The 22496-nt window shown below is 59.0% G+C and carries 24 protein-coding genes; 11 read left to right on the plus strand and 13 right to left on the minus strand.

The genetic code is table 11. The features are described from left to right. Positions 1–16 precede the first annotated feature (16 nt). The 10 genes from BLO50_RS12175 to BLO50_RS12220 form a co-directional block, all read right to left on the minus strand. On the minus strand, positions 17–1306 hold the full coding sequence (locus BLO50_RS12175; RefSeq protein WP_090253023.1) for a M18 family aminopeptidase: 1290 nt from the start codon (positions 1304–1306) through the stop codon (positions 17–19). A gap of 72 nt (positions 1307–1378) precedes the next feature. Then, a complete protein-coding gene (locus tag BLO50_RS12180; RefSeq protein ID WP_090253025.1) occupies positions 1379–2089 on the minus strand; it encodes a 4'-phosphopantetheinyl transferase family protein in 711 nt (236 codons plus the stop codon). 275 nt (positions 2090–2364) lie between these two features. Further along, positions 2365–2961, minus strand: coding sequence for a cytochrome c3 family protein (locus BLO50_RS12185; protein ID WP_090253028.1), 597 nt, complete (start codon positions 2959–2961; stop codon positions 2365–2367). 9 nt (positions 2962–2970) lie between these two features. Beyond that, complete coding sequence (locus BLO50_RS12190) at positions 2971–3456, minus strand: nitrate reductase cytochrome c-type subunit (RefSeq protein WP_090253029.1); 486 nt, start codon at positions 3454–3456, stop codon at positions 2971–2973. An 11-nt stretch (positions 3457–3467) separates the two neighbouring features. Next, positions 3468–5972, minus strand: coding sequence for a nitrate reductase catalytic subunit NapA (gene napA / locus BLO50_RS12195; protein ID WP_090253032.1), 2505 nt, complete (start codon positions 5970–5972; stop codon positions 3468–3470). Then, a complete protein-coding gene (locus tag BLO50_RS12200; RefSeq protein ID WP_090253034.1) occupies positions 5969–6229 on the minus strand; it encodes a chaperone NapD in 261 nt (86 codons plus the stop codon). Before BLO50_RS12200 ends, napA begins: the two co-directional genes overlap by 4 nt. Positions 6230–6416: 187 nt before the next feature. After that, positions 6417–6584 (minus strand): periplasmic nitrate reductase, NapE protein, encoded by a 168-nt coding sequence (locus BLO50_RS12205; protein ID WP_090253037.1) that lies wholly within the window; start codon positions 6582–6584, stop codon positions 6417–6419. Positions 6585–7045: 461 nt separating this feature from the next. Next, positions 7046–7309 carry a hypothetical protein gene (locus BLO50_RS12210; protein WP_090253039.1) on the minus strand — a complete coding sequence of 88 codons (264 nt, stop codon included), beginning with the start codon at positions 7307–7309 and terminating at the stop codon, positions 7046–7048. 896 nt (positions 7310–8205) lie between these two features. Next, positions 8206–9393: a glycine zipper 2TM domain-containing protein gene (locus BLO50_RS12215; protein WP_090253042.1), complete on the minus strand. Its 1188-nt coding sequence runs from the start codon at positions 9391–9393 to the stop codon at positions 8206–8208. A gap of 239 nt (positions 9394–9632) precedes the next feature. After that, a complete protein-coding gene (locus BLO50_RS12220) occupies positions 9633–10631 on the minus strand; it encodes an AraC family transcriptional regulator (RefSeq protein ID WP_090253046.1) in 999 nt (332 codons plus the stop codon). Between the two features lie 160 nt (positions 10632–10791). Between BLO50_RS12220 and BLO50_RS12225 the strand changes: the two genes are divergently transcribed. The 4 genes from BLO50_RS12225 to trhA all read left to right on the plus strand — a co-directional run bounded on the left by BLO50_RS12225 (position 10792) and on the right by trhA (position 15720). Beyond that, positions 10792–11931, plus strand: coding sequence for an acyl-CoA dehydrogenase family protein (locus tag BLO50_RS12225; protein ID WP_090253048.1), 1140 nt, complete (start codon positions 10792–10794; stop codon positions 11929–11931). 135 nt (positions 11932–12066) lie between these two features. Beyond that, a complete protein-coding gene (locus BLO50_RS12230; RefSeq protein ID WP_090253052.1) occupies positions 12067–13704 on the plus strand; it encodes an AMP-binding protein in 1638 nt (545 codons plus the stop codon). Between the two features lie 90 nt (positions 13705–13794). Next, positions 13795–14976, plus strand: coding sequence for a CaiB/BaiF CoA transferase family protein (locus BLO50_RS12235; protein WP_090253055.1), 1182 nt, complete (start codon positions 13795–13797; stop codon positions 14974–14976). 126 nt (positions 14977–15102) lie between these two features. Continuing rightward, a complete protein-coding gene (trhA, locus tag BLO50_RS12240; protein WP_090253058.1) occupies positions 15103–15720 on the plus strand; it encodes a PAQR family membrane homeostasis protein TrhA in 618 nt (205 codons plus the stop codon). 13 nt (positions 15721–15733) lie between these two features. On the opposite strand, the gene BLO50_RS12245 is transcribed toward trhA, so the two are convergent. From BLO50_RS12245 to BLO50_RS12255, 3 genes are all read right to left on the minus strand, one after another. Then, positions 15734–16228 carry a SprT family zinc-dependent metalloprotease gene (locus BLO50_RS12245; protein ID WP_090253060.1) on the minus strand — a complete coding sequence of 165 codons (495 nt, stop codon included), beginning with the start codon at positions 16226–16228 and terminating at the stop codon, positions 15734–15736. 114 nt (positions 16229–16342) lie between these two features. Then, positions 16343–16942: a Yip1 family protein gene (locus BLO50_RS12250; RefSeq protein WP_090253063.1), complete on the minus strand. Its 600-nt coding sequence runs from the start codon at positions 16940–16942 to the stop codon at positions 16343–16345. A gap of 158 nt (positions 16943–17100) precedes the next feature. Then, entirely contained in the window at positions 17101–17703 is a 603-nt protein-coding gene (locus tag BLO50_RS12255) for a DNA-J related domain-containing protein (protein ID WP_090253065.1), read from the minus strand. A 97-nt stretch (positions 17704–17800) separates the two neighbouring features. Here BLO50_RS12255 and ttcA point away from each other — a divergent pair, with 97 nt between their 5' ends. The 7 genes from ttcA (at position 17801) to BLO50_RS12290 (ending at position 22489) form a co-directional block, all read left to right on the plus strand. Continuing rightward, a complete protein-coding gene (gene ttcA, locus BLO50_RS12260; protein ID WP_090253070.1) occupies positions 17801–18625 on the plus strand; it encodes a tRNA 2-thiocytidine(32) synthetase TtcA in 825 nt (274 codons plus the stop codon). A gap of 31 nt (positions 18626–18656) precedes the next feature. Then, positions 18657–19328, plus strand: a complete 672-nt coding sequence (locus BLO50_RS12265) for a DNA-3-methyladenine glycosylase I (protein WP_090253072.1) — start codon at positions 18657–18659, stop codon at positions 19326–19328. A gap of 10 nt (positions 19329–19338) precedes the next feature. Beyond that, positions 19339–20097 carry an NAD-dependent deacylase gene (locus tag BLO50_RS12270; RefSeq protein WP_090253075.1) on the plus strand — a complete coding sequence of 253 codons (759 nt, stop codon included), beginning with the start codon at positions 19339–19341 and terminating at the stop codon, positions 20095–20097. 76 nt (positions 20098–20173) lie between these two features. Further along, positions 20174–20788, plus strand: a complete 615-nt coding sequence (locus BLO50_RS12275) for a C40 family peptidase (protein WP_090254101.1) — start codon at positions 20174–20176, stop codon at positions 20786–20788. A 159-nt stretch (positions 20789–20947) separates the two neighbouring features. Beyond that, entirely contained in the window at positions 20948–21472 is a 525-nt protein-coding gene (locus BLO50_RS12280; RefSeq protein ID WP_090253077.1) for a C40 family peptidase, read from the plus strand. Positions 21473–21499: 27 nt separating this feature from the next. Continuing rightward, positions 21500–22162 carry an O-methyltransferase gene (locus BLO50_RS12285; protein ID WP_090253080.1) on the plus strand — a complete coding sequence of 221 codons (663 nt, stop codon included), beginning with the start codon at positions 21500–21502 and terminating at the stop codon, positions 22160–22162. Positions 22163–22168: 6 nt separating this feature from the next. Continuing rightward, the gene (locus BLO50_RS12290) at positions 22169–22489 is read left to right on the plus strand and encodes a hypothetical protein (RefSeq protein WP_090253083.1); all 321 of its coding nucleotides are present in this window, start codon (positions 22169–22171) and stop codon (positions 22487–22489) included. The last annotated feature ends 7 nt before the right edge of the window (positions 22490–22496 follow it).

Below are 22496 nucleotides of genomic sequence, written 5' to 3' on the forward strand. Positions count from 1 at the left end.
TTTTAGATAATGAGCGTCACGGCAGCTCAGCGCTGGCGTAAAACGCCGTCAGCACTTTCACCAAATGCGCCAGATCATGGCTGCCTGCCAGTTCGCGGATCGAGTGCATGGCGAAGGTCGGCAGGCCGATGTCCACGGTGCGTACGCCCAGCTGGCTGGCGGTGATCGGGCCGATGGTCGAGCCGCAACCCATGTCGCTGCGGGTAACGAAACTCTGCACCGGCACTTCATTTTCCAGGCATAGATGACGGAAGAACCCGGCGGTTTCGCTGTTGGTGGCGTAGCGCTGGTTGCTGTTGATCTTGATCACCGGGCCGGCGTTGAGCTTGGGGCCGTGGTTAGCGTCATGTTTGTCGGCATAGTTGGGGTGTACGCCGTGGGCGTTGTCGGCCGAGACCAGCAGCGAGCGCTGGATGGTGCGCACAAAGGCATCACCGTCCGGCAGCACGCGGCGCAGCACCTGTTCGAGCATCGGGCCATCGGCGCCGCAGGCCGAGCAGGAACCGACTTCCTCGTGGTCGGTACACACCAGCACGCAACTTTCTTCATCCGGCGCTGCCAGCAGCGCCTGCAGCCCGGCGTAGCAAGACAGTAGGTTGTCCAGGCGCGCGCCGGCGATAAAGTCGCCATTCAGGCCAATCACTGCAGCGCTTTGGGTGTCATAGAAGCTCAGTTCGTAATCGAGCACCGCATCGGCGCTGAAGTCGTGTTCGCGTGCCAGTTGATCGGTGATCAGCGCGCGGAAATCCGCCGGTTCATCGCCGGATAGCTGCGCGAGGATTGGCGGCAGCTCGCTCTGCGGGTTGATTGCCCAGCCCTGATTGGCTTCACGGTTGAGGTGAATGGCCAGGTTGGGAATCACGGCAATCGGGCATTGGAAGTCGATCAGCTGGCTTTCCACCTTGCCATCGCGGCGGTACGTGACACGACCGGCCAACGACAGGTCGCGGTCGAACCAGGGCGCCAGCAAGGCACCGCCATACACCTCAACGCCGAGCTGGAAAAACCCCTGCTTCTGCAGTTCTGGTTGCGGCTTGACCCGCAGGCACGGGCTGTCAGTGTGTGCGCCGACCAAGCGGATACCGCCTTCCAGTGGCGCGCGCTTGCCTAGCTTGAAGGCGATGATCGAGGAGTCGTTGCGCGTCACGTAGTAGCGGCCGCCGGCCTCGGTGTGCCAGCTGGCGCGCTCGTCCAGGTGCTGAAAACCGGCCGCTTCAAGACGTTGAGCCAGGCTGGCGGTGGCATGAAAAGGGGTTGGCGAGGCCTTGAGGAACTCGATCAGGCCTTGATTCAAATCTTCGCGCATAGGGCACTCCAGACGGCAATCGGCCGAGTTTAGCGGATTTGCCTAGCGCTTTGGGCTGCCACGCTCGACAGATCAGCGCGGGATGCTGACCAGGCTCAGCAGATAACCGTCGAACTCGGCGAATTGGCCTGCCAGCTCACTGCCAGCGGGCCAGTCCGCATGCAGGTCAATCAGCAGACGCATACGCACGTTATTGTCGGCGTCGACGCTGAGCAGCTCGGCATCCTGAAAGTAGAAGTGCTGCAGCACCTGCGGGTAGAGCGCCTTGAACAGGCTTTCCTTGAGCGAAAATATCAGGCTGATGCGTTGGGCACGCTGTTCGTTCGGTAAGGTTTCCAGGCGGAACAGTTCAGAGGGCGTCAGGATTTCCGCTGCCAAGCGTTCGGCGCGACTGGCTGGCATGATCTGCTCGATGTCCAGGCCCAGGCCGCGCCAGTCCGTGCTGTTACCCACTACGGCGCCGGCCCAGCCGCTGCCGTGGGTGATCGAACCGACCATGCCTAGTGGCCACTGCGGCGCACGGTCTTCACCGCAGGCCGGCGTGGCGGAAATGCCCGTCAAACGCATCAATGCCTCACGCGCACACAGCCGACCGGCCAGATATTCGGTCTGCCGTTTGGCCACGCCGCGCACCGGCTCGACGGCGCAGCGGCTGAAATCCTCTGCATCCAGCAGCTCGGGGCTAAAGCGTGTGCTGATCAGCTGCACCGCCGGCAGCGCATGCGGCAGTGGCCAGTGGTCATTCAGCGGGCTGCAGCAGGATGGCAAGTAGGCTGTATTCATCGGTCTATTCTGCCGCGCGGCGGTTTGTACGGCCAGCCGGCGCGGGCGTTTACATTTCTTTGCAAAGCGGCAACAAAGCTAAACGAAGTCGTCCAGGCTTTTTTGCCACACTGCGGCATGCGTTTCTTCGGGGACGCAGGTGAGGTTGTAGCTGACGCAGGCGTGAGGCTTGTTCCGGCATTTCTCTGAGAATGAGTACGGGAGCCCGTTTGGGCTCCCGTTTTTTTATGGGCGCTATTTACAGCGACCATCCTTCGCGCTGCTTAACGTGTGCGCTACCAGCCCGGTACGCCGCTCATATCGGGCAGCTTGTGGGCGATGCCTTTGTGGCAGTCGATGCACGTAGCTTCGCCGCTGGCCAGGGCGGTGGAGTGCATCTGTTTGGCCCGCTGGCCTTGGCGGGTGAAGTCCATAAACTCGAAGTTATGGCAGTTACGGCATTCCAGCGAGTCGTTGGCTTTTAGCCGCGCCCATTCGTGTTCGGCCAGTTCGCGGCGGTGGGCGAGGAACTTATCGCGGGTGTTAATGGTGCCGAAGATCTTGCCCCACACCTCTTTGGAGGCCTGCATCTTGCGCGCGATCTTGTCGGTCCACTTGTGCGGCACATGGCAATCCGGGCAGGTGGCGCGTACGCCGGAGCGGTTGGTGTAGTGGATGGTGTCCTTTAGCTCGACGTACACGTTGTCGCGCATCTCATGGCAGGAGATGCAGAACTGTTCGGTGTTGGTGGCCTCCAGCGCGGTGTTGAAGCCGCCCCAGAAAATGATCCCGGCGATAAAGCCGCCGAGGGTGAGAAAGCCCAGGCTGTAATGCACGCTCGGGCGACGCAAGATGCGCCAGTAGTCCTTGAGCAGGGCAAGCAATGACTTCATGACGCCTCCTCAGGGCTTTGCCGGGGCAGTGGCTTCGTTCTGCAACAGCGTGTCGATGTTCTCGAAGCTGTTGCCCACCAACGGTTGCACCTCGTTTTGCGAGACATGGCACTGGTTGCAGAAGTAGCGCCGTGGCGACACCGCCGCCAGGGCCTGGCCATCGCGGTCCATGTAATGGGTGATGCTGATCATCGGCGCCTGGCTGCGTGCGCTGCCAGCGCGGCTATGGCAGGTCAGGCACTTGTTGCCGTTCTTGTCGATCTGGTAGCTGCTGATGCTGTGCGGGATGGTCGGCGGCTGTTCGGGGTAGTTGCGTTCGCGTTTGAGATCCTTGTTTTCCTCATTGGCGATGGCAGGGGCCGGCAGGCTCTGGCTGATGGTGCCGCCTGGGCGGCGGCCATCCGGCGCGGGTGCGTCCAGCGGGTAATTGAGCTCGGCAGCCACGGCAATGCCGAATGCGGCCAGCAGCAGGAGAGGCAGTAGGCGAATATTCATCAGGGTTCTCCTCAGGCCACGCTGATCAGTTCGATCTTCACCGCACACTTCTTGTAGTCGGTCTGCTTGGAGATCGGGTCGGTGGCGTCCAGGGTGACCTTGTTGATCAGCTTGTTGGCGTCGAAGAACGGCACGAACACCAGGCCCTGGGGCGGTTTGTTGCGCCCGCGTGTTTCGATGCGCGCACGCATTTCACCGCGTCGGCTGATCACTTTGACTTCGCTGCCGCGCCGCGCGTTAAGCGCTTTGGCATCGTCCGGGTGCATATACACCAGGGCGTCGGGTACGGCCTTGTGCAGCTCTTCGACACGCTGGGTCATGCTGCCGGTGTGCCAATGCTCGAGTACCCGACCGGTGCTGAGCCAGAACGGGTAGTCGGCGTCCGGCGCTTCGGCGGGCGGCTCGTAGGGCAGGGCGAAGATGATCGCCTTCTTATCAGGGTAACCGTAGAACTGTACGCCGCTGCCTTTTTCCACATAGGGGTCGAGGCCTTCGCGGTAGCGCCAGCGAGTTTCTTGGCCGTCGACCACCGGCCAGCGCATACCACGCTCGCTGTGGTAACGGTCGAAGTCGGCGAGGTCATGGCCGTGGCCACGGCCGAACTGGGCGTATTCCTCGAACAGGCCTTTTTGCAGATAGAAGCCGAAGGCCTTGGACTCATCATTGATATGACCGGCCTCGATCTGCTCGCTGGGAAACTGATCGACCTGGCCGTTGGCGAACAGAACCTGGTACAGCGTCTTGCCCTTGTGTTGCGGCGACTTGGCCAGCAGCTCGGCAGGCCAGACTTCATCGGTAGTAAAGCGCTTGGAAAACTCCACCAGCTGCCACAGATCGGATTTCGCTTCGCCGGGCGCAGTCACCAACTGATGCCAGAACTGCGTGCGACGCTCGGCGTTGCCATAGGCGCCTTCCTTTTCCACCCACATGGCGCTGGGCAGAATCAGGTCGGCGGCCTGGGCGGAAACGGTCGGGTAAACGTCGGAGACAATCACGAAGTTATCCGGGTTGCGCCAGCCCGGTAGCACCTCGCCCATGATGTTGGGTCCGGCCTGCATATTGTTGCTGGCCTGGGTCCAGTACACGTTGAGCACTCCGTCTTTGAGCATGCGGCTCTGCTGCACGGCGTGAAAACCGACCTTCTCCTGGATGGTGCCAGCCGGCAGCTTCCAGATTTTTTCCGCCGTGGCGCGGTGCTTGGGGTTGGTCACTACCATATCGGCCGGCAGGCGATGGGAGAACGTGCCGACCTCGCGCGCGGTGCCGCAGGCAGAGGGTTGCCCGGTGAGCGAGAACGGGCTGTTGCCCGGCTCGCTGATTTTGCCGGTGAGCAAATGGATGTTGTAGATCAGATTATTGGCCCACACCCCACGGGTGTGCTGGTTGAAGCCCATGGTCCAGAACGACATGACCTTGCGCTTGGGGTCGGCATACAGCTCGGCCAGAGCCTTGAGGCGTTCGGCCGGCACCCCGGTTTCCTTGGCGGTGCGCTCCAGGGTGTAGGGTTTGACGAAGGCCGCGAACTGCTCGAAGGAGATATCGCTCCAGGTGTTGGCTGTGGCGGCATTCTTCGCCTGCATTTCCAGCGGGTGATCGGGACGCAGGCCGTAGCCGATGTCGTCGGCACCCTTGGCGAACTTGGTGTGCTGGCTGACGAAGCTCTGATTTACCGCGCCGCTTTCGATGATGTGGTTGGCGATGTAGTTGAGGATTAGCAAATCGGTCTGCGGCTTGAACACCATGGGGATGTCGGCCAGCTCGAAGCTGCGGTGCTCAAAGGTCGACAGCACCGCGACCTGGGTCTGCGGGTGGCTGAGGCGGCGGTCGGTGACCCGGCTCCAGAGAATCGGGTGCATCTCGGCCATGTTCGAGCCCCACAGCACAAACACGTCGGCCGCTTCGATATCGTCGTAGCAACCCATCGGCTCATCGGCGCCGAAGGTGCGCATAAAACCCATCACCGCCGAGGCCATGCAGTGGCGCGCATTGGGGTCGATATTGTTGCTGCGCAGGCCGGCTTTCATCAGCTTGTTGGCCGCATAGCCCTCCCAGATGGTCCATTGTCCTGAGCCGAACATGCCCACCGACTCGGGGCCTTTGTTCTTCAGGGCTTCCTTGAACTTCAGCTCCATGATGTCGAAGGCCTGCTCCCAGCTGATCGGCTGGAACTCGCCCTGCTTGTCGTACACGCCGTTCTTCATGCGCAGCAGCGGTTCGGTCAGACGGTCGACGCCGTACATGATCTTCGACAGGAAATAGCCTTTAACGCAGTTCAGACCGCGATTGACCTCGGCCTTGACGTCGCCATGGGTGGCCACCACGCGGTTGTTCTTGGTCGCCACCATCACGCTGCAGCCGGTGCCGCAAAAGCGGCAGGGCGCCTTGTTCCAGTTCAGCGCGGTCATGTCCGCTTCGGTAATCAGGTTGCTGGCCGAAGTGGCGATCGGCAGGCCAGCCGCTGCGGCGGCAATGGCGGCAGCGTTGGCTTTGGCGAATTGACGGCGGGTTATGCTCATTCGGCGGCTTCCTCGGGGCTGAGTACTTCGTGGTAGACCAGCGCGGCGTTAAGTACGCCCGGCAGATTGCTGATCTGCTCGATGCGCTCAAGGATCTGCTGTTCATTTACGGTTTCCAGCACCACCACCAGCTTGCCCAGTGGGCTTTGCTGATGCAGTTCCACACCGTCAAGTAGATGCAGATTGGCTTTTACCGCCTCGAACAGCTCAGGGCGGGCGTGTACCAGCAGGCTGGCGATATGCAGGGGTGTGGCCATATTCCGTGGCTCCAAGTTGAACCTGTCCACGATCTGCTGCGCGTCGGCCCTACTGCGTTAAAAACAAGCTCGGGTGCGAGCCCAGTCGGCATGCTCATTTACACCAGTAAACTCCGCTTCCTCGCTTGTTTTTGCCTTGTAGTGCTCTAGCTCGCGAGATCGTGAGCAGGTTCTGTGAAAAGGAGGATTAGCTGGGCGGTCCGGGCGGGCCGAGAAGCATCTGCATAAACCAGATAAAGAAGCCGTAACCACCGACCAGGGCGATGGACAGCAGGGGAAAAAAGCAGACGACAAGAAACAGAAAAAGGCGGGTCTCCTTGCTTTTCTGCACGCTTTTGTCGTTATCGGTGGTCATGGCGGCTGACTCCATTCAGATATAGCAATCAGGTTAGACCCTACTCTTGATATGGATAGTGGCGTTGATCTGAATCAAGACGGATGGCTTTACCTCGGTATTTGTTCGCGCACGCACAACGGCTATGCCCGCTGCGCAAAAACCAGCCAGCTGGCTACGTGCTATCTGCAAGGACGGCCGATTTAGAGTCTTTTTATGAGCCTGCCGATGTCTGCTGCCGATTCCTCTGCGCACCTGATGCACGGCACTGCCGCCTACCGGCGCGCGACCCGGGCGCTGTTCTGTGCCGGGTTGGTTGCCGATGTTCGCCGTGCTAGCGGCTTTGTTTGTCGCGGCTGGAGTCAGCGCGCACAAGCTATAAGAGGGCAGGCGTTGTATGTGCGTTTCGCGTCGAATACGCGAGCAGTTGTAGAGCTGCGGGGCTAACCCGATGCAAATTCGCCGAGCTGCTTCGGCTCAGATTAATGCGCTCTGTAGCTCGCCAGCACCAGGTAAACCACCACCATCAGCGCGATCAGTCCCAGCCAGATCAGGGCATTTGTTCTGCTCAGGCCAACGATACCGGCCCCGCGTAGGCGAATTGGTGGGTTTTCTTCGAGGTAGGTATTTATCTGTTCTTGCGCTGCTTCCGGGCTGATGCCCTGGTTCAGGCTAAGCATACGAATGGCCTGGTCGTGATCGCCGCGTTGTATGGCCTGCAGAACGGGCTCGGGTAGTTGGCTCATTAGACGTTTCCTCCAGTAGCGATAGTCGTTAGAGCCCGCCTACCGGTCAGGGTTCGGTACTTTTCCTATCAGGGCCGACGTCAGCCTGTAGGAGGGGCTTTAGCCGCGAGTTTTTTCTGCTGTTGACGGTTCTTGTTCGGGTTCTGCGGAAAGGTCATTAGCGGGGTGATTTTGGGTTTTGGTTTCGCCCCTTACGGGCGAGTCACTTTTTCCAGTCGCGGAAAAAGTAACCAAAAACGCTTGCCCCGACATCCGGCCCTGCCTGCGGCAGGGTTCGTGAACAGAATCATTGCTCCAGGGGCCCGCCGCGAAGGGCCATCCCTGGCCCATCGCGGCTCTCGCGACATCCATGTCGCTCAACCCCTTCCGCAATGATTCTGTTCACCCTCCTGAAGGGGCGTTTGGCGTCGTCTGCACGTTTTGCGTGGGGTAACTAAAAGCAACGGCCGCGTTGCCACTTGTAGGGTGGAAAACCGCGAAGCGTTTTCCACCACTACGATTTGATGGGTATCGCATTGCTCAACCCATCCTACGAACTAGAAACAGACGCTGCTGTGTTCGAACTTGATGAAATCTCACAAGCGCGCGTCCGGGGCCCGTCAGGAGGCCGAGTGGAGGTGTTGTGTAGAGGGGCGTTTGGCATGGATGCCAAACGAGGAACGATGGGCCAGGGATGGCCCACCGTGACGACCCTCGGAACAGCGCCGGAGCGAGGGAAGTTGAGCGAAGCGAAACCCGGATGTCGGGTGTGCTTTCTCTTTGGTTACTTTCTCTTTGCACAAGCAAAGAGAAAGTAACTCGCCGTAAGGGCGAAACCGGTAGAAATAGGCGACGGAGAAAATAAGCCTGTTCCCTTTTCCTACTGACGACGGAGCTCCAGATATATGCCTAGTTCGCTAAATCGAAGGTTCGATTTTAATATTTAGCTTGCGAAGCTCCTCGATAAACATCCGAGGAGACCACCCTTTCAGCAGGCCGCTAAGGACATACTCGTCTACAAGATCGAAACCTATGTCAGCTGCAGGTGCCACGAGTGCGCCGATCGTTCCACCGACCGCTAGCCCGACTGGCCCTGTAATTGCACCTACTCCAGCACCAGCGAGAGCCATGACTGTCGTTTTAGTGAGTTTTCCAGCGTGGCTATCAAAGAAGCCCTTCTTGTTTGCTACTGCGTCAATATAGGCTTTTGAAATTTCGCTGAGTTCGTTGTTTTCGACGGTCTCGTCAAGCCAAGAGCGGAATTTTCTAGTGTTTTTATTGCTTCTTATTTTTACAGCCTGTCTAAGAGGGGCGCTTATGTTGGAATAGACTTTTCTCAGGTCGGGGAAGTTTTCAATTTCAATTATTTTTGAGAATGCTTCGGGGTGATTTATTTTTATTATCTTGTTTATGCATTCATTAAGTAAGATGTGACTGCCAATGCTGTCGGTTGAAGTTAGTTTCGCGTTTGTTATGTGCTTGTATTCGAGCAGTTCTTCGGCGCACTTGGATAGTTTTTCTTTTAAATGGCTTGGGAGTTGGTATATGTCGTGTATTTCTTTGTCTAATCCGAGCTTAGAAAGCTTGTTGGAGTCGAAAGCTGATAGGACATAGTCTTTGGATTTGTGTTCTATGTTGTCCTCTGCGTACTCGTACAGGTCTCTGACCTTTCTAATTAAAGTTTTCCGTTCTTTTTTATTTAACTTCTGTGCGAGCGCATTGAGTCCTAATGAAATTGACTCCTCGGGGTCGTTGTGAGCCTTTGATCTATGGCGCCCAGATGCCAGTGGATACACTCCAGGTATATTTCCCACGAAATGTAGAATCATTGGGGTCCAGTGAGTGAATCGCAGCGCTTCTTGATCTATTAGTTCTTCAATCCCTTTAGTCCCTATCTCTGTAGCTAGAACCGCGAGCGGGATATTTTCTCCGACCACTTTAAAATTAATGGTGTTAAAGAGAAGCATACTTTCAAAAGTTGATGCTTTTATAGCTTCGAAGCGTTGCGGGAAAAGCATGATGTCTTCGCGGGTAGGTTGATATTGCCCTTTTAACAAAAACTTATGGCTGAACTCATTTGGTTTTGTGAGGTATGCCGTGCTCATTGACTCTTCCCTTTTTCTCAAATACGGCTGCAATTCTTCTTGATTTTCAAGCCTGAACTGAATTCGTTCGTGCAAGCAATATGGCTTTCTACTAATGGACACTTAACCTAGGCAGAAGCGCTCTTTCTCCATTTGATTCCTGAGATCAAGCGAGGTGCGCCAGGATTTGATCGCGGATCAATTCGACGTCGGTGCCGGTGGAGCCGTGCTGCTCGCGGTGGTTGTGTTGCACCTCAGCCTTACCCCTCCTGCGCCCGATAAGCCCCCGGTGTCAGCCCCGTCCACTTCTTAAACGCCCGATGAAACGCCGACGGTTCGGAAAACCCCAGCTGCTCTGCAATATCCTGAATCGCTAACTCATCGCGCCCCAGGTGGTAAATCGCCAAGTCGCGGCGCAGATGGTCTTTCAATTCCTGAAAACTCGAGCCTTCCTCACGCAAGTGCCGGCGCAGGGTTTGTGGGCTCATATGCAGTTGCTGGGCAACGGCATCCAGGTCTGGCCAGTTGCTGCAGTCACGGCCGAGCAGGCGGCGGATTTGGCTGATCAGGCTGTCGCCGCCATCCGGGCGGGCCAGCAAGTCGGCGGGGGAGTGTTGGAGGAACTGTTTGAGGGTGCGTTCGTCCTGCAGCAGCGGCATGGCCAGGTAGCGCGCATGGAACAGCAGGCTGGTGCGCCCGGCCGTGAAGCGCCGGGTGCAGGGGAATAGCAGTTCATATTCGCCTGCGTGGGTGGGTTGGCTGTAGGTGAAGGTGGCTTCTTCTAGGCGGATGCGTTGGCCGATCAGCCAACTGCCCAATCGATGCCAGATCACCAGCAGGCTTTCCACCAGAAAGTGGTCGGGATCCCACAGGGTGGAGTCGTCCACGCTGAGGCGTGCCCAGTCGCCTTCGCGCTGAATGCTGATAGCCGGCGCTTCCGGGAACAGGCTGTAGAACAGCGCGCCACGACCCAGGGCTTTTTCCAGTGAATGGCAGTGGATGATGGCGTAACACATCATGGCGAAGGTGCCGCGTTTGCTGCGCAGGCGGCCAAAGCCCAGGTATTCGTCGTCGAGGCTTTCCCAGAGCAGTTGCATCAGGCGGGCGAATTGCTCGGGGGCGATGCGGGCCCGTGGCTCATCAAGCAGGGCGGGTTGGATGCCCAGTTGGCGCAGCAGCGGCGTGCAGTCGTGGCCCTGGCGCTCGGCGCCGCGCAAGGCGGCGCGGACAAAGTGGCTGGCGATGGTGCGTTCGCGCATGACGGCTCCTTGAAAGTACGCCGATGGTAGGCAGCTCACTGCGCCGCCGACAAGCCGGTCGAGCGATTGGGTCAATCCAGGCTGAGCGCATGGGTCATTGAGGCGGCGGGGGCGTGGGGCCTAACCTGCTGCACGACTTCAGCTCAGGGAGCACACCCGCATGCAGCGCCTTATTTTCGACACCGAACACAACATGTTCCGCGACGCTTTTGCCGCCTTTCTGAAAAAGGAAGTGGTCCCGTATCAGGATGAGTGGGAAGCCGCCGGCGTGGTCAGCCGCGAGGTATGGAAGAAGGCCGGCGACATGGGCTTTCTGCTGCCCTGGGCGGATGAGGAGTACGGCGGCGCCGGGCTCAAGGATTTTCGCTATGAGCAGATCATGTGCGAGGAACTGGCGAAGATTAACGAGCCGGGCTTTATGTTGCCGCTGCATTCCGCACTGTGCGGCCCCTATATCGCTGAGTACGGCAATGCCGAGCAGAAGGCGCGTTTTATGCCCGGCATCATCAGCGGCGATCTGATTCTGGCGGTGGCGATGACTGAGCCGAGTGCTGGTTCCGACCTGGCCGGTATGCGCACCAGTGCGGTGGATCAGGGCGACCATTACGTACTCAACGGTTCCAAGGTGTTTATCTCCAACGGCCTGCTGGCCGATGTGGTGATCGTGGCTGCCAAGACCGACCCAAATAACAAACATGCCATGGGCCTGTTCCTGGTTGAACGCGGTATGGAAGGTTTCGAACGCGGCAAGAACCTGGAAAAACTCGGCATGAAGAGTCAGGACACGGCCGAGCTGTTCTTCAATAATGTCAAGGTGCCCAAGGCCAACCTGCTGGGCGATGCCAAGGGCGGCTTCTTCTACCTGATGAACATGCTCGCCCAGGAGCGCCTGACCAACGCCTGCGGTGCAGTGGCGGCGGCCGAGGCGGCGTTGCAGACCACCATCGATTACGTGAAGGAGCGCAAGGCCTTCGATCGACCGATTTCGCACTTCCAGAACACCCGTTTCAAGCTGGCCGAAATGCGCACGCAGATCGACGTGGCGCAGGTATTTGTCGACCGCTGCGTAACCGACCACAACGAGAAGAAACTCACCCCGGAAGTGGCCGCCGAGGCCAAGCTGTTCACCACCGAGCTGCTGTGCAAGGTGGTCGACGAAGGCGTGCAACTGCACGGCGGCTGGGGTTATATGTGGGAATACCCGATCTGCAAGATGTACGCGAACGCGCGCATCCAGCGCATCTTCGCCGGTACCTCGGAGATCATGAAGGAGATCATCAGCCGCGGCATGAAGTTGTAGCGCACGAGCCACCACCTGCCGATCCCGGCGGTTTATCGGGGTCTTCGCCTTTAGGCCGTAGGATATTTTTTACCGAGGGAAGCTGTTCAAACGCTAACGTTCACGTCGGTACAACAATAAGAACGAGGGATTGCGATGACCGATCAACTGCCCCTGGAGCGCCTGGCGCTCTGGGTTGAAAAACGCCCGGATGCGGTCTGGCTCAGCCAGCCGGTAAACGGCCAGTGGCATGACTTCACCTGGGCTCAGGTGGACGACCAGGCGCGGCGAATGGCCACGGCCTTGCATGCGCTGGGCTGTACGCCGGGGGATCGGGTGGCGTTGCTGGCGAAGAACTGCGCCGAGTGGATCATCGCCGATCTGGCGATCATGCTCGCCGGGCTGATCAGCGTGCCGTTGTATCCGTTGCAGTCGGCGGAAAGCATCGACTATGTGCTGCGCCATTCGCAGTGCAAGGCGATCTTCCTCGGCAAACTGGATGAGCCGGCCAAGCTCGCGCCGGGTATTCCGTCCGAGGTCATGCGTATCGCCATGCCGTACCCGACCATCGAGGCCAATCACGGCTGGCATGCCTTGCTGGTAGCGCACCAGCCGTTATGCGATGGTCATTCGCAGTTACCGGATGAGTTGCTGAGCATTCTTTATACCTCCGGCACCACCGGCCAGCCCAAGGGTGTGATGCTCTCGGCCAAGGCCTTTGCCATTGCCGGCGGGCGCTCGGTGAAGGAACTGCAGATTACCGAGCAGGATCAGTATTTCTCCTACCTGCCGCTGTCGCATGCCGCCGAGCGTTTTCTGGTGGAGATGAATGCGCTTTACAGCGGTGGACGGGTGGCCTTTGTCGAGTCACTGGAAACCTTTGCCAGCGACCTGCGCCATGTGCGGCCAACCGTGTTCTTCTCCGTGCCACGGCTATGGACGCGTTTTCAACAGGGCGTGCTGGAGAAACTGCCGCAGCCCAAGCTGGCGCGGTTGCTGGGTATTCCGCTGATTGGTGGCCTGGTGGCGCGCAAGATTCGCAAGGGCCTGGGCCTGGATCGTGCACGCATTCTGGTCAGCGGCGCGGCGGCGATTCCACGTGCCTTGCTCGACTGGTATCAGAGCATCGGCATCACCATTTGCGAGGGCTACGGCATGACCGAGCACCTGGCCTATGGCTGTTTCAACCGGCCGGGGCAGGTACGTTTCGGCACCGTGGGCCGGCCGATGCCGGGTAATGAATTGCGCATCGCCGAGAATGGCGAAATCCTCCTGCGCTGCCCGAGCCTGATGCTGGGCTATTACCAGGACCCGGAGAAAACCGCCGAAACCATTACCGATGGCTGGCTGCACACCGGCGACAAGGGCGAGGTCGACGCGGCCGGTTACCTGAAAATCACCGGGCGTGTGAAAGACATCTTCAAGACCAGCAAGGGCAAGTACATCGCCCCGGCGCCGATTGAGGGTGAGATTGCCAAGAACCTTTGGGTCGAGCAGGTCTGCCTGATGGGCAGCAACCTGGACCAGCCACTGGCGCTGATCGAGCTGTCGCCGGCGGCCCGCGAGCAATCGCGTGAGCAAGTCACCGCGGACTTGCAGCAGACCTTGCAGCAGCTCAATGCGCAGCTTCAAGCGCATGAGCGGGTGAGTCACTTTGTGCTCGTACGTGAGGCCTGGACCGTGGACAACGGCTGCATGACCCCGACCATGAAAATTCGCCGCAATGAACTGGAAGCTCGCTTTGCCGATCAGCTCAGTGAGCTGGATGCCAAGCAGCCGCTGCATTGGCAGTGAGCGCTTAGTAGCCCGGATACAATCCGGGAGCCTGTTGATATTCCCCGGATTGCATCCGGGCTACGGGATTGAGATCCCTGAGGAGCTGTCATGCAAGGCCCGTTGTCGTCACTGAAAGTGCTGGATTTCTCCACCCTGTTGCCCGGGCCGTTTGCCTCGCTGCTGCTAGCCGACATGGGCGCGGAGGTGCTGCGGGTCGAGTCGCCTTCGCGCATGGATCTGGTGCGTGTACTGCCGCCGCATGACGGCGGCGTATCGGCCAGTCACGCCTACCTCAACCGCAACAAGCGCTGCATTGCTCTAGACCTGAAAAAGCCTGAAGCGGTGGAGATGGTCAAGCAGTTGGTGGCCGAGTACGACATCGTGCTGGAGCAGTTTCGTCCTGGGGTGATGGACAAACTCGGCGTCGGTTACGAAGCGCTCAAGGCAATCAACCCGAAGCTGATCTACGTGTCGATCACCGGTTACGGCCAGAGCGGCCCGTACAAGGACCGCGCAGGCCATGACATCAACTACTTGGCCCTGGCCGGTATCGCCAGCTACACCGGGCGCCGTGAAACCGGGCCGTTGCCACTGGGCATTCAGGCGGCGGATATTGCTGGCGGCTCCCTGCACGGGGTGATCGGCCTGCTGGCGGCGGTGATCCAGCGTCAGGCCACGGGGCAGGGGCAGCAGGTGGATATCAGCATGACCGACTGCGCCTTCAGCCTGCACGGCATGGCCGGCGCGGGCTATCTGGCCGCTGGAGTGGAACCGGCGATGGAAAACCAGGCGCTGAATGGCGGTAGTTTCTACGACTACTACCGCACCCGCGACGGCCGCTGGTTCTCGGTCGGTAGCCTGGAGCCGCAGTTTATGCAGCAGTTCTGCGCCGCCATCGGCCGCCCCGAACTGGCTGCGCGCGGGCTGTCGCAGAAGCCGGAGGATCAGCAAGCGCTTAAACGTGAGATTGAAATCGAGTTCGAGAAACGCGACTTTGCCGAGTGGAGTCAGGTATTTGCCGGCCTGGATGCCTGCGTCGAGCCGATGCTCAACCTCAGTGAAGCGGTCGAACATCCGCAGATCAAGGCGCGCGGTCTGGTCACCGAGGTGCCGCGTGCAGGCAACGCGCCGCAGACGCAGATCGCCTGTCCGATCAAATTCTCCAGCGGCTTGCCTGTGCCCCGGCATATCGGCGCAACCCTAGGTGCACATACCAGTGAAGTGCTGGCGGAACTGGGTTACAGCACTGAGCAGATCGCTCAGCTCAAGGCAGCTAAGGTGGTGGCCTGATTGACTGATGCAGGTGTTAGCGCAATCCCGTCACTGCGGGGATGCACACTGACACTCGTCAAACGCTGAGTTTTCCGGCATAAGCCTGATGCATTTTCGCCATCGGGCAGCTTGGGAACGGAGAACATGTATCACGGGGAACGCTTCAACGCCTGGACCCATCTGGTCGGGGCGCTTCTGGCCTGCGCGGGTGCAGTGTGGCTCTTGGTGTTGGCGAGCCTGGACGGTGAGCTGCGTACGATCATCAGTGTGGCGATTTATGGCCTGACTTTGGTGCTGCTCTACAGCATCTCCACGCTTTATCACAGCGTGCAGGGGCGGGCGAAAGTGCTGATGCGCAAGCTCGATCACCTGTCGATCTACCTGCTGATCGCCGGCAGTTATACGCCGTTTTGCCTGATCACCCTCGAAGGTGCCTGGGGGTGGACGTTGTTTGGCATTGTCTGGACGCTGGCAATCATCGGCATGCTGCAGGAGATCAAGCCACGCTCCGAGGCGCGCGTGTTGTCGATTGTGATCTACGCCGTGATGGGCTGGATTGTGTTGATTGCGGTCAAACCGTTGATCGCTGCCCTGGGCATGGAAGGGTTTATCTGGCTGGCAGGTGGCGGGGTGCTGTACACCGTGGGGATCATCTTCTTCGCCTATGACAGCCGCTTTCGCCATTGGCATGGCATCTGGCACTTGTTTGTCATGGGCGGCAGCCTGATGCACTTTGTCGCGGTGTTGCGTTACGTCCTCTAATGCCAACATCGGCTTATTCGACGCGCTGTTCGCCGGTATAGCTCAAGGTCACCTTGCAACGCCGGCAGTAGTAGCGCCGGCCTTTGCTGACCAAGGAATGACGCTGGGCTGAAAACGGAAACTCGCCCTGAGGGCAGCTGCAACGGTAGATATAGCGGCTGACCGTGCGCCGCTGAACCGCATAGCTGTGGCAGCGATTGGGCGGCAGCTCATACACGCCGCGCATGATCAACTGCCATTCCTCGCCATGGGGTTGGATTTTCAGGCCGAATAGCTGATGCGCGATCAGGTGCGCCACTTCATGCGGCACGGTCTGTTTGAGAAAGTCTTCGCGGTTTTCCCGGTACAGCTGCGGGTTGAAGCGCAGCTTGTTTTCCGTCAGGTGAGCCACACCGGCTTTTTGTCCACGCAGCTTGAAACTCACCTCGGCGCGGGCAAAGGGGCGTTTGAAAAAGGCTTCAGCCTGCTGGTAGCACTGCTCTACGCGGCTTAGAAGGTGTTCGGACATAAGTACGGTGATCAGGATCGGAGCGACGATTATGCCCAAGCAGCGCAGCGATCACAGCCCTGAAACGACGAAACCACCCGCAGGTGGTTTCATCTTGTGTCATCAAGTGTTGCGTTAGCTGGTGTAGACCGGGCCGACCCCAAAGCCCCAGAGAATCACCGAACTGGCGATCATCGCCACCAGCACCACCAAACCTACAGCGAGCACCGAGCTGGAGAACATGAAGCCTTCATCCTCGGGTATGCCCATGAAAGTCGGTATGCCGACGTAGAGTAGATAAACCGTGTAACAGATGGCCGCCGTGCCCACCACCATGGCTAGCCAGAGATGTGGATAGAGCGCCGCCAAGCCACCGATAAACAGCGGTGTAGCGGTATAAGCCGCAAATACCACGCATTGCGTAAGGTTCGGACTGGCATCGTATGTGCGTGCCATCCAATGGATAAACGCGCCCATCACTGCGATCCCGGCAAGCATCGCCAGGTAGGTCATGACGGTCATTTGCAACGCACTGGCTTCGGTCAGCATCACCGGCGCTCGATCGCCGATTGCCCAGCCGACCTGGGTGGTGCCGATATAGGCCGAAACTGCGGGAATTGCCGCGAGAATCAGTACGTGGGTGAGATACATGTGGCTGATGGTTTCTTCTTCGCCACGGATTTCCTGCCATTCCTGGTCAGGATGGGTGAATAGCCCCCAAACGTGATGGATCATGCCAGACCTCCTGTTTTTATAGCGGTCGCCCCCCAGCGCAGCGCCTGATTCGCGTGTGCAGCGTCATCAGGTACAAGGCCGAACCTATGCGACCGTATGTCGCAGTATAGGCAGAGGTCGCGATTGGCAAAGGCTGGGTGTTAGAGCAAATCGGACTCTCAAGCACGTCCGTAATAGCGTTCGAGGATTTCCATGGCCTTGTTGATCGATTGCAGGCGCGCCGTGTTACCGCCGCGATCAGGGTGATGCAGGCTCACCAGTTGTCGGTAGCGGTGCTTAATCATGGCGAGATTGAGCGTCTGTTCGCTGCCTTCGAGCTCGAACAGCTCCAGCGCCGCCTGTTTCTCTTCGCTGCCGTGCATGCGCGTCCAGAAACTCAATAGCAGCTTGGCCACATCCTGCTCGTCGGTGTCGTTGAGCTGGCTGAGATCGAGATAATAGTCACGCAGCGGGTCGTGTTCGCTCAGTTCCGCGCTTCCGGTTTGATAGGGCAGCAATTGGATATTCAGCGCACTGATTTGCAGGTAACCGCTCTGCGTCGCCCAAAGTCGTTCACGCAGCCGGTAGAGGGCGTTGAACAGCAGAAAATGGGTGCGGAATAGCACCAGCTTGTCGGTCAGTGGCAGATTGGGGATGTGCACACACTGGCGGGCTTTCAATTGTTGGATCAGCTGGTATTCACCGAGGCCTTCAGGGACCGCGCGCAGCAGCTGGTACAGTTGTTCGGGCAAGTCGAGGCCCGGGTCGAAGTCGTCATTCATCGGTCGAGCCTAGCATTTCAGCAACTCTGGGGTAGGGCACGTCACGCTTTCTGCGTAAAATGCCGCCTCTTCAACGACTTCCGGACTCCAGCGCACCATGGGCACCCTCTCGGTCAATCAGAACAAACTGCAAAAGCGCCTGCGTCGTCAGGCCGGCGAAGCCGTTGCCGACTTCAACATGATCGAGGACGGCGACAAGGTCATGGTCTGCCTGTCTGGCGGCAAGGACAGCTACACCATGCTTGACGTGCTGCTGCACCTGCAGAAGGTCGCGCCGATCAAGTTCGAGATCGTTGCGGTGAATATGGACCAGAAGCAGCCGGGTTTCCCCGAGCATGTGTTGCCGGCCTATCTGGAGTCCATCGGTGTGCCGTATCACATCGTCGAGAAGGACACCTATTCGGTGGTCAAGGAGAAGATCCCGGAAGGCAAGACCACCTGTTCGCTGTGCTCGCGCCTGCGTCGCGGCACGCTGTATACCTTTGCCGATGAGATCGGCGCGACCAAGATGGCCCTAGGTCACCACCGCGACGACATCCTGGAAACCTTCTTCCTCAATATGTTCTACGGCGGCACGCTCAAGGCCATGCCGCCCAAGCTGCGCGCCGACGACGGTCGTAACGTGGTGATTCGTCCGCTGGCTTACTGCAACGAGGCGGATATCGAGGCTTACAGCCAGCTCAAGGAATTCCCGATCATCCCATGCAACCTCTGTGGTTCTCAGGAAAACCTGCAGCGCCAGGTGGTCAAGGAGATGCTGCAGGACTGGGAGCGCAAGTCGCCGGGGCGCACCGAGATCATGTTCCGTGCCCTGCAGAACGTGGTGCCGTCGCAGCTGGCTGACCGCAACCTGTTCGACTTCAAGAGCCTGAAGATCGACGACAGCGCCACACCGCGCTTCCTTGATGTGATGAACCTCTGATCCAGCAGTTTCCCGCCTCAAGGAATGCCCGATGCGTGATTACAAATGGCTGCATGAGTACTGCCTGAACCGTTTCGGCTCGGTCGCTGCGCTGGAGTCGATCCTGCCGCAGCCACGCAGCGCCGAGGAACTGCGCGCGATCAGTGATGATCGCTACCTCTCAGTGCTCAGCCTGCGGGTGTTCCGTGCGGGCCTCAAGCACAGCTTGGTCGATGCCAAGTGGCCTGCATTCGAGCAGGTGTTCTTCGGTTTCGATCCGGAGAAAGTGGTGCTGATGGGCGCCGAGCGCCTGGAAAACCTGATGCAGGATGCGCGCATCATCCGTCACCTGGGCAAGCTCAAGAGTGTGCCGCGCAATGCCCAGTTCATCCTTGATGTGCAAAGGGAGAAGGGCAGTTTTGGTGCGCTGATTGCTGATTGGCCCGTGAGCGATATCGTTGGCCTATGGAAGTATTTGGCCAAACATGGCTGTCAGTTAGGCGGGCTGTCCGCACCGCGGTTCTTGCGCATGGTTGGCAAGGACACCTTCGTCCCTAGTGATGACATGGTTGCCGCGCTGAAGGCGCAGAAGATTATCGACAAGGTGCCGACCAGCCTAAAAGAGCGGGCCGCCGTGCAGGCCGCGTTCAACCAATGGCAGGAGCAGAGCGGGCGGCCGCTGTGCCAGCTGTCGGTGATGCTGGCGCATACGGTCAACCACTGAGGGTTTGGCGATGGAACGGGCAATCAAGCAGGTTGCACAGCAGCTCAAGCAGGCTGAACGCATCCTGCTGATTACCGGTGCTGGGCTGTCCGCCGATTCCGGTTTGCCCACCTATCGCGGCCTCGGCGGCCTGTATAACGGCCACACCGCTGAGGGTTTGCCGATTGAGGCGGCGTTGTCCGGCTCGATGCTGCAGCGTGATCCGGCGCTGTGCTGGAAATACCTGGCGGAGCTGGGCAAGGCCTGCCTGGGTGCTCAGGCCAATGCTGGGCATTACGCCATCGCCGAATTGCAGCGCAAGAAGCCAGAGTGCTGGCTGCTCACTCAGAATATCGACGGCTACCACCGCGCCGCTGGTAGCCCGATGGAGCGGGTGATCGAGATTCATGGCGAGCTGGCGCCGCTGTATTGCCAGTCCTGTGGCGCTGTCGACAGCGAGCTGGCGGAACACCTTGAACGGCCGCTGCCGCCCAAATGCCGGCAATGCGCCGGGGTACTGCGTCCGCCCGTGGTGCTGTTCGAAGAAATGCTCCCAGAGCAGGCTATCGACACGCTCTATACCGAGGTGCGCAAAGGCTTTGAGGTGGTGATCAGTATCGGTACCAGCGCGAGCTTCCCGTATATCGTCGAGCCACTGCTGCGTACCCGCCAGGCGGGTGGCTTTACCGTGGAAATTAACCCGCAACGTACCGACTTGAGTGCTCGAGTGGATGTGCATCTGCAAGGGCGGGCATTAGATGTTTTGCCGGAACTACTGAGTCACATTTAGAGTCATAGAATTTGCAAATGCATGCCATAGAGGGCATAGTCACGCTCTTGTGAAATTCACCGACACGGTCGTGCCCATGCTCAAACGCCTCGCACCCCTCGTGCCTATCGCACTCTCCGTGGTTCTGGCCGCCTGCGCCAACCATGCCCCACATCCAGAGCTGGCAACCCAGCCTGCGGTGTTCTCCTCGACAGAACTTGCCGAGTTTGACGAGCAAGCCAAAGAAGCGGCTTTGGGCGACTTCACTGAAGACAAATCCTACAAACTGCCGCAACTGGCTGACAGCATCCTGACTCACGGCCTGTCGCTGGTGGGTACCCGTTATCGTTACGGTGGCAGCTCGGTGAAATCCGGCTTCGATTGCAGCGGCTTTATCGGTTATCTGTTCAAGGAAGAGCTGGGCATGAAACTGCCACGCTCGTCCCGCGACATGATCAATATCGACGCACCGCTGGTGTCGCGTGATGACTTGGAGCCGGGTGATCTGCTGTTCTTCAGCACCAGTGGCCGTAACCGCGTCAGCCATGCCGGCATCTATATGGGCGATAACCAGTTTATCCACTCCAGCAGCAGCCGCAGTGGCGGCGTGCGGGTCGATAGTCTGGATGATCGTTACTGGTCGCGTACCTTTATCGAGGCCAAGCGTGCCCTGGCGCTGGCGCCAAGCGAGTCGGTTGTACGTCACCCTTGATCTCGTGAATAGCGACTGAATCTGTTCGGTCGCTGCGATTAACTGACACTCCCGTCCTATCTCGATAATTTTCAACAACCTGCCAAGCAAAGCTAAAGCTTGCACTACGATGTGCAAGCCGGCAGAGTAGGGTGCATCCCGGCTCAGGATCGCTCGTCCATGACCGCTATCACCCGTCTCAGTTTGATTGTGCTTGCCGCGTTGCTCAGCGCCTGCGCCAGCAATGCCCCCACGCCAACCCCCAAGCCAGTTGTGCATGCGCCTATCAGCAGCTTTAACGGCAATGCTGAAGATGTGCTTTTTCGTGCCCTCGGTTTAGTCGGGACACCCTATCGCTACGGCGGCAATACCCCTGATGGCGGCTTTGATTGCAGCGGTCTGATTGGCTATGTCTACCGCGATGCGGCGGGCATCAAACTGCCACGTTCGACCCGCGAGCTGATCAGCATGCGCGCCCCGATTGTCGGCCGTGATCGCCTGCAAAGTGGTGATCTGGTGTTCTTCGCCACTAATGGCGGCAGCCAGGTCAGTCACGCGGGTATCTATGTCGGCGATGGCCGTTTTGTTCATGCACCTTCAAGCGGCGGCACCGTACGCCTGGACAGCCTGAGCAATACGTATTGGCAACGCACTTATCTGAATGCCAAGCGCGTGTTCACCCCGGAACTGGCGCGCAACCCCTGACAGCTTTGGTTTGCAGAGGGAGTAGGCATGACCAATCGAACGCTCAATCTCGATTCCACCCTGTATCAATACCTGCTGGATGTTTCCCTACGTGAAACACCGCTGCTCAAACGTCTGCGTGAGGAAACCGCGCAGCTGAGTACGGCGCGTTGGCAGATTGCTCCCGAGCAGGGGCAGTTTATGGCCTTGCTTGTGCAGCTGACGGGAGCGCGGCGGATTGTCGAGGTCGGCACCTTTACCGGCTACAGCGCCATCTGCATGGCCCAGGCCATGCCTGAGGGTGGTCGGCTGATCTGCTGTGATATTCCCGGCGAATACAACGCCACAGCTGAGCATTACTGGCGCGCCGCGGGATTGAGTGGGTGTATCGAACAGCGTTTGGCGCCGGCGCTACAGACCCTGGTGGAGCTAGAAGCTGAAGGTTTGGCTGGCAGTATCGACCTGCTGTTTATCGACGCCGACAAGGCCAATTACCTCGCCTATCTGGAACATGCCCTGCGCCTGGTGCGCCAGGGTGGACTGATCCTGTTCGATAACACCCTGTGGAGCGGACGTGTGCTTGAGCAGAACCCCGAAAGCGACGACACCCGAGCCATTCAGGCGCTTAACCTGGCGCTGCGTGATGATCCGCGCATCGACCTGTCCCTGTTGCCGTTGGGCGACGGTCTGAGCCTGTGCCGTAAACGCTGAACCCGTATGCCTGAACCGATTCGTCTGCCCGAACAACCTGATGCCTGCGAGCTCTGCGCCCGTGCGGCCGCTTTGACGCGTCACCATTTGATCCCCAAGGCGCTGCACAACAAGGTTTATGTGCAGAAGCGCTTCGGCAAAAGCGAGCGCATCAGCGCCACGCTCTGGGTCTGCCGCGCCTGCCACAACCAGATCCACCGGCTGTTCAGCGAAAAGGAGCTGGCGCTGACCTATAACAATCGCGACAGCCTGCTCAGCGACGAACGCCTACGTACGTTTGTCGAGTGGCTGGCCAGCAAGCCGGCGGGCTTTATGCCCAGATATTGAATCGCGG

Source organism: Pseudomonas peli (assembly GCF_900099645.1).
GTDB classification, from domain to species: Bacteria; Pseudomonadota; Gammaproteobacteria; order Pseudomonadales; family Pseudomonadaceae; genus Aquipseudomonas; species Aquipseudomonas peli.

Bases quoted from the DNA above. Each gene is read 5' to 3' on its own strand.
- BLO50_RS12270 (WP_090253075.1), top strand. From the start codon at position 19,339: ATGGAACGGGCAATCAAGCAGGTTGCACAGCAGCTCAAGCAGGCTGAA.
- BLO50_RS12285 (WP_090253080.1), top strand. From the start codon at position 21,500: ATGACCAATCGAACGCTCAATCTCGATTCCACCCTGTATCAATACCTG.
- trhA (WP_090253058.1), top strand. From the start codon at position 15,103: ATGTATCACGGGGAACGCTTCAACGCCTGGACCCATCTGGTCGGGGCG.
- BLO50_RS12205 (WP_090253037.1), bottom strand. From the start codon at position 6,584: ATGACCACCGATAACGACAAAAGCGTGCAGAAAAGCAAGGAGACCCGC.
- BLO50_RS12265 (WP_090253072.1), top strand. From the start codon at position 18,657: ATGCGTGATTACAAATGGCTGCATGAGTACTGCCTGAACCGTTTCGGC.
- BLO50_RS12215 (WP_090253042.1), bottom strand. From the start codon at position 9,393: ATGAGCACGGCATACCTCACAAAACCAAATGAGTTCAGCCATAAGTTT.
- napA (WP_090253032.1), bottom strand. From the start codon at position 5,972: ATGAGCATAACCCGCCGTCAATTCGCCAAAGCCAACGCTGCCGCCATT.
- BLO50_RS12275 (WP_090254101.1), top strand. From the start codon at position 20,174: ATGCTCAAACGCCTCGCACCCCTCGTGCCTATCGCACTCTCCGTGGTT.
- BLO50_RS12175 (WP_090253023.1), bottom strand. From the start codon at position 1,306: ATGCGCGAAGATTTGAATCAAGGCCTGATCGAGTTCCTCAAGGCCTCG.
- BLO50_RS12280 (WP_090253077.1), top strand. From the start codon at position 20,948: ATGACCGCTATCACCCGTCTCAGTTTGATTGTGCTTGCCGCGTTGCTC.
- BLO50_RS12245 (WP_090253060.1), bottom strand. From the start codon at position 16,228: ATGTCCGAACACCTTCTAAGCCGCGTAGAGCAGTGCTACCAGCAGGCT.
- BLO50_RS12180 (WP_090253025.1), bottom strand. From the start codon at position 2,089: ATGAATACAGCCTACTTGCCATCCTGCTGCAGCCCGCTGAATGACCAC.
- BLO50_RS12220 (WP_090253046.1), bottom strand. From the start codon at position 10,631: ATGCGCGAACGCACCATCGCCAGCCACTTTGTCCGCGCCGCCTTGCGC.
- BLO50_RS12230 (WP_090253052.1), top strand. From the start codon at position 12,067: ATGACCGATCAACTGCCCCTGGAGCGCCTGGCGCTCTGGGTTGAAAAA.
- BLO50_RS12290 (WP_090253083.1), top strand. From the start codon at position 22,169: ATGCCTGAACCGATTCGTCTGCCCGAACAACCTGATGCCTGCGAGCTC.
- BLO50_RS12255 (WP_090253065.1), bottom strand. From the start codon at position 17,703: ATGAATGACGACTTCGACCCGGGCCTCGACTTGCCCGAACAACTGTAC.
- ttcA (WP_090253070.1), top strand. From the start codon at position 17,801: ATGGGCACCCTCTCGGTCAATCAGAACAAACTGCAAAAGCGCCTGCGT.
- BLO50_RS12190 (WP_090253029.1), bottom strand. From the start codon at position 3,456: ATGAATATTCGCCTACTGCCTCTCCTGCTGCTGGCCGCATTCGGCATT.
- BLO50_RS12235 (WP_090253055.1), top strand. From the start codon at position 13,795: ATGCAAGGCCCGTTGTCGTCACTGAAAGTGCTGGATTTCTCCACCCTG.
- BLO50_RS12200 (WP_090253034.1), bottom strand. From the start codon at position 6,229: ATGGCCACACCCCTGCATATCGCCAGCCTGCTGGTACACGCCCGCCCT.
- BLO50_RS12225 (WP_090253048.1), top strand. From the start codon at position 10,792: ATGCAGCGCCTTATTTTCGACACCGAACACAACATGTTCCGCGACGCT.
- BLO50_RS12210 (WP_090253039.1), bottom strand. From the start codon at position 7,309: ATGAGCCAACTACCCGAGCCCGTTCTGCAGGCCATACAACGCGGCGAT.
- BLO50_RS12250 (WP_090253063.1), bottom strand. From the start codon at position 16,942: ATGATCCATCACGTTTGGGGGCTATTCACCCATCCTGACCAGGAATGG.
- BLO50_RS12185 (WP_090253028.1), bottom strand. From the start codon at position 2,961: ATGAAGTCATTGCTTGCCCTGCTCAAGGACTACTGGCGCATCTTGCGT.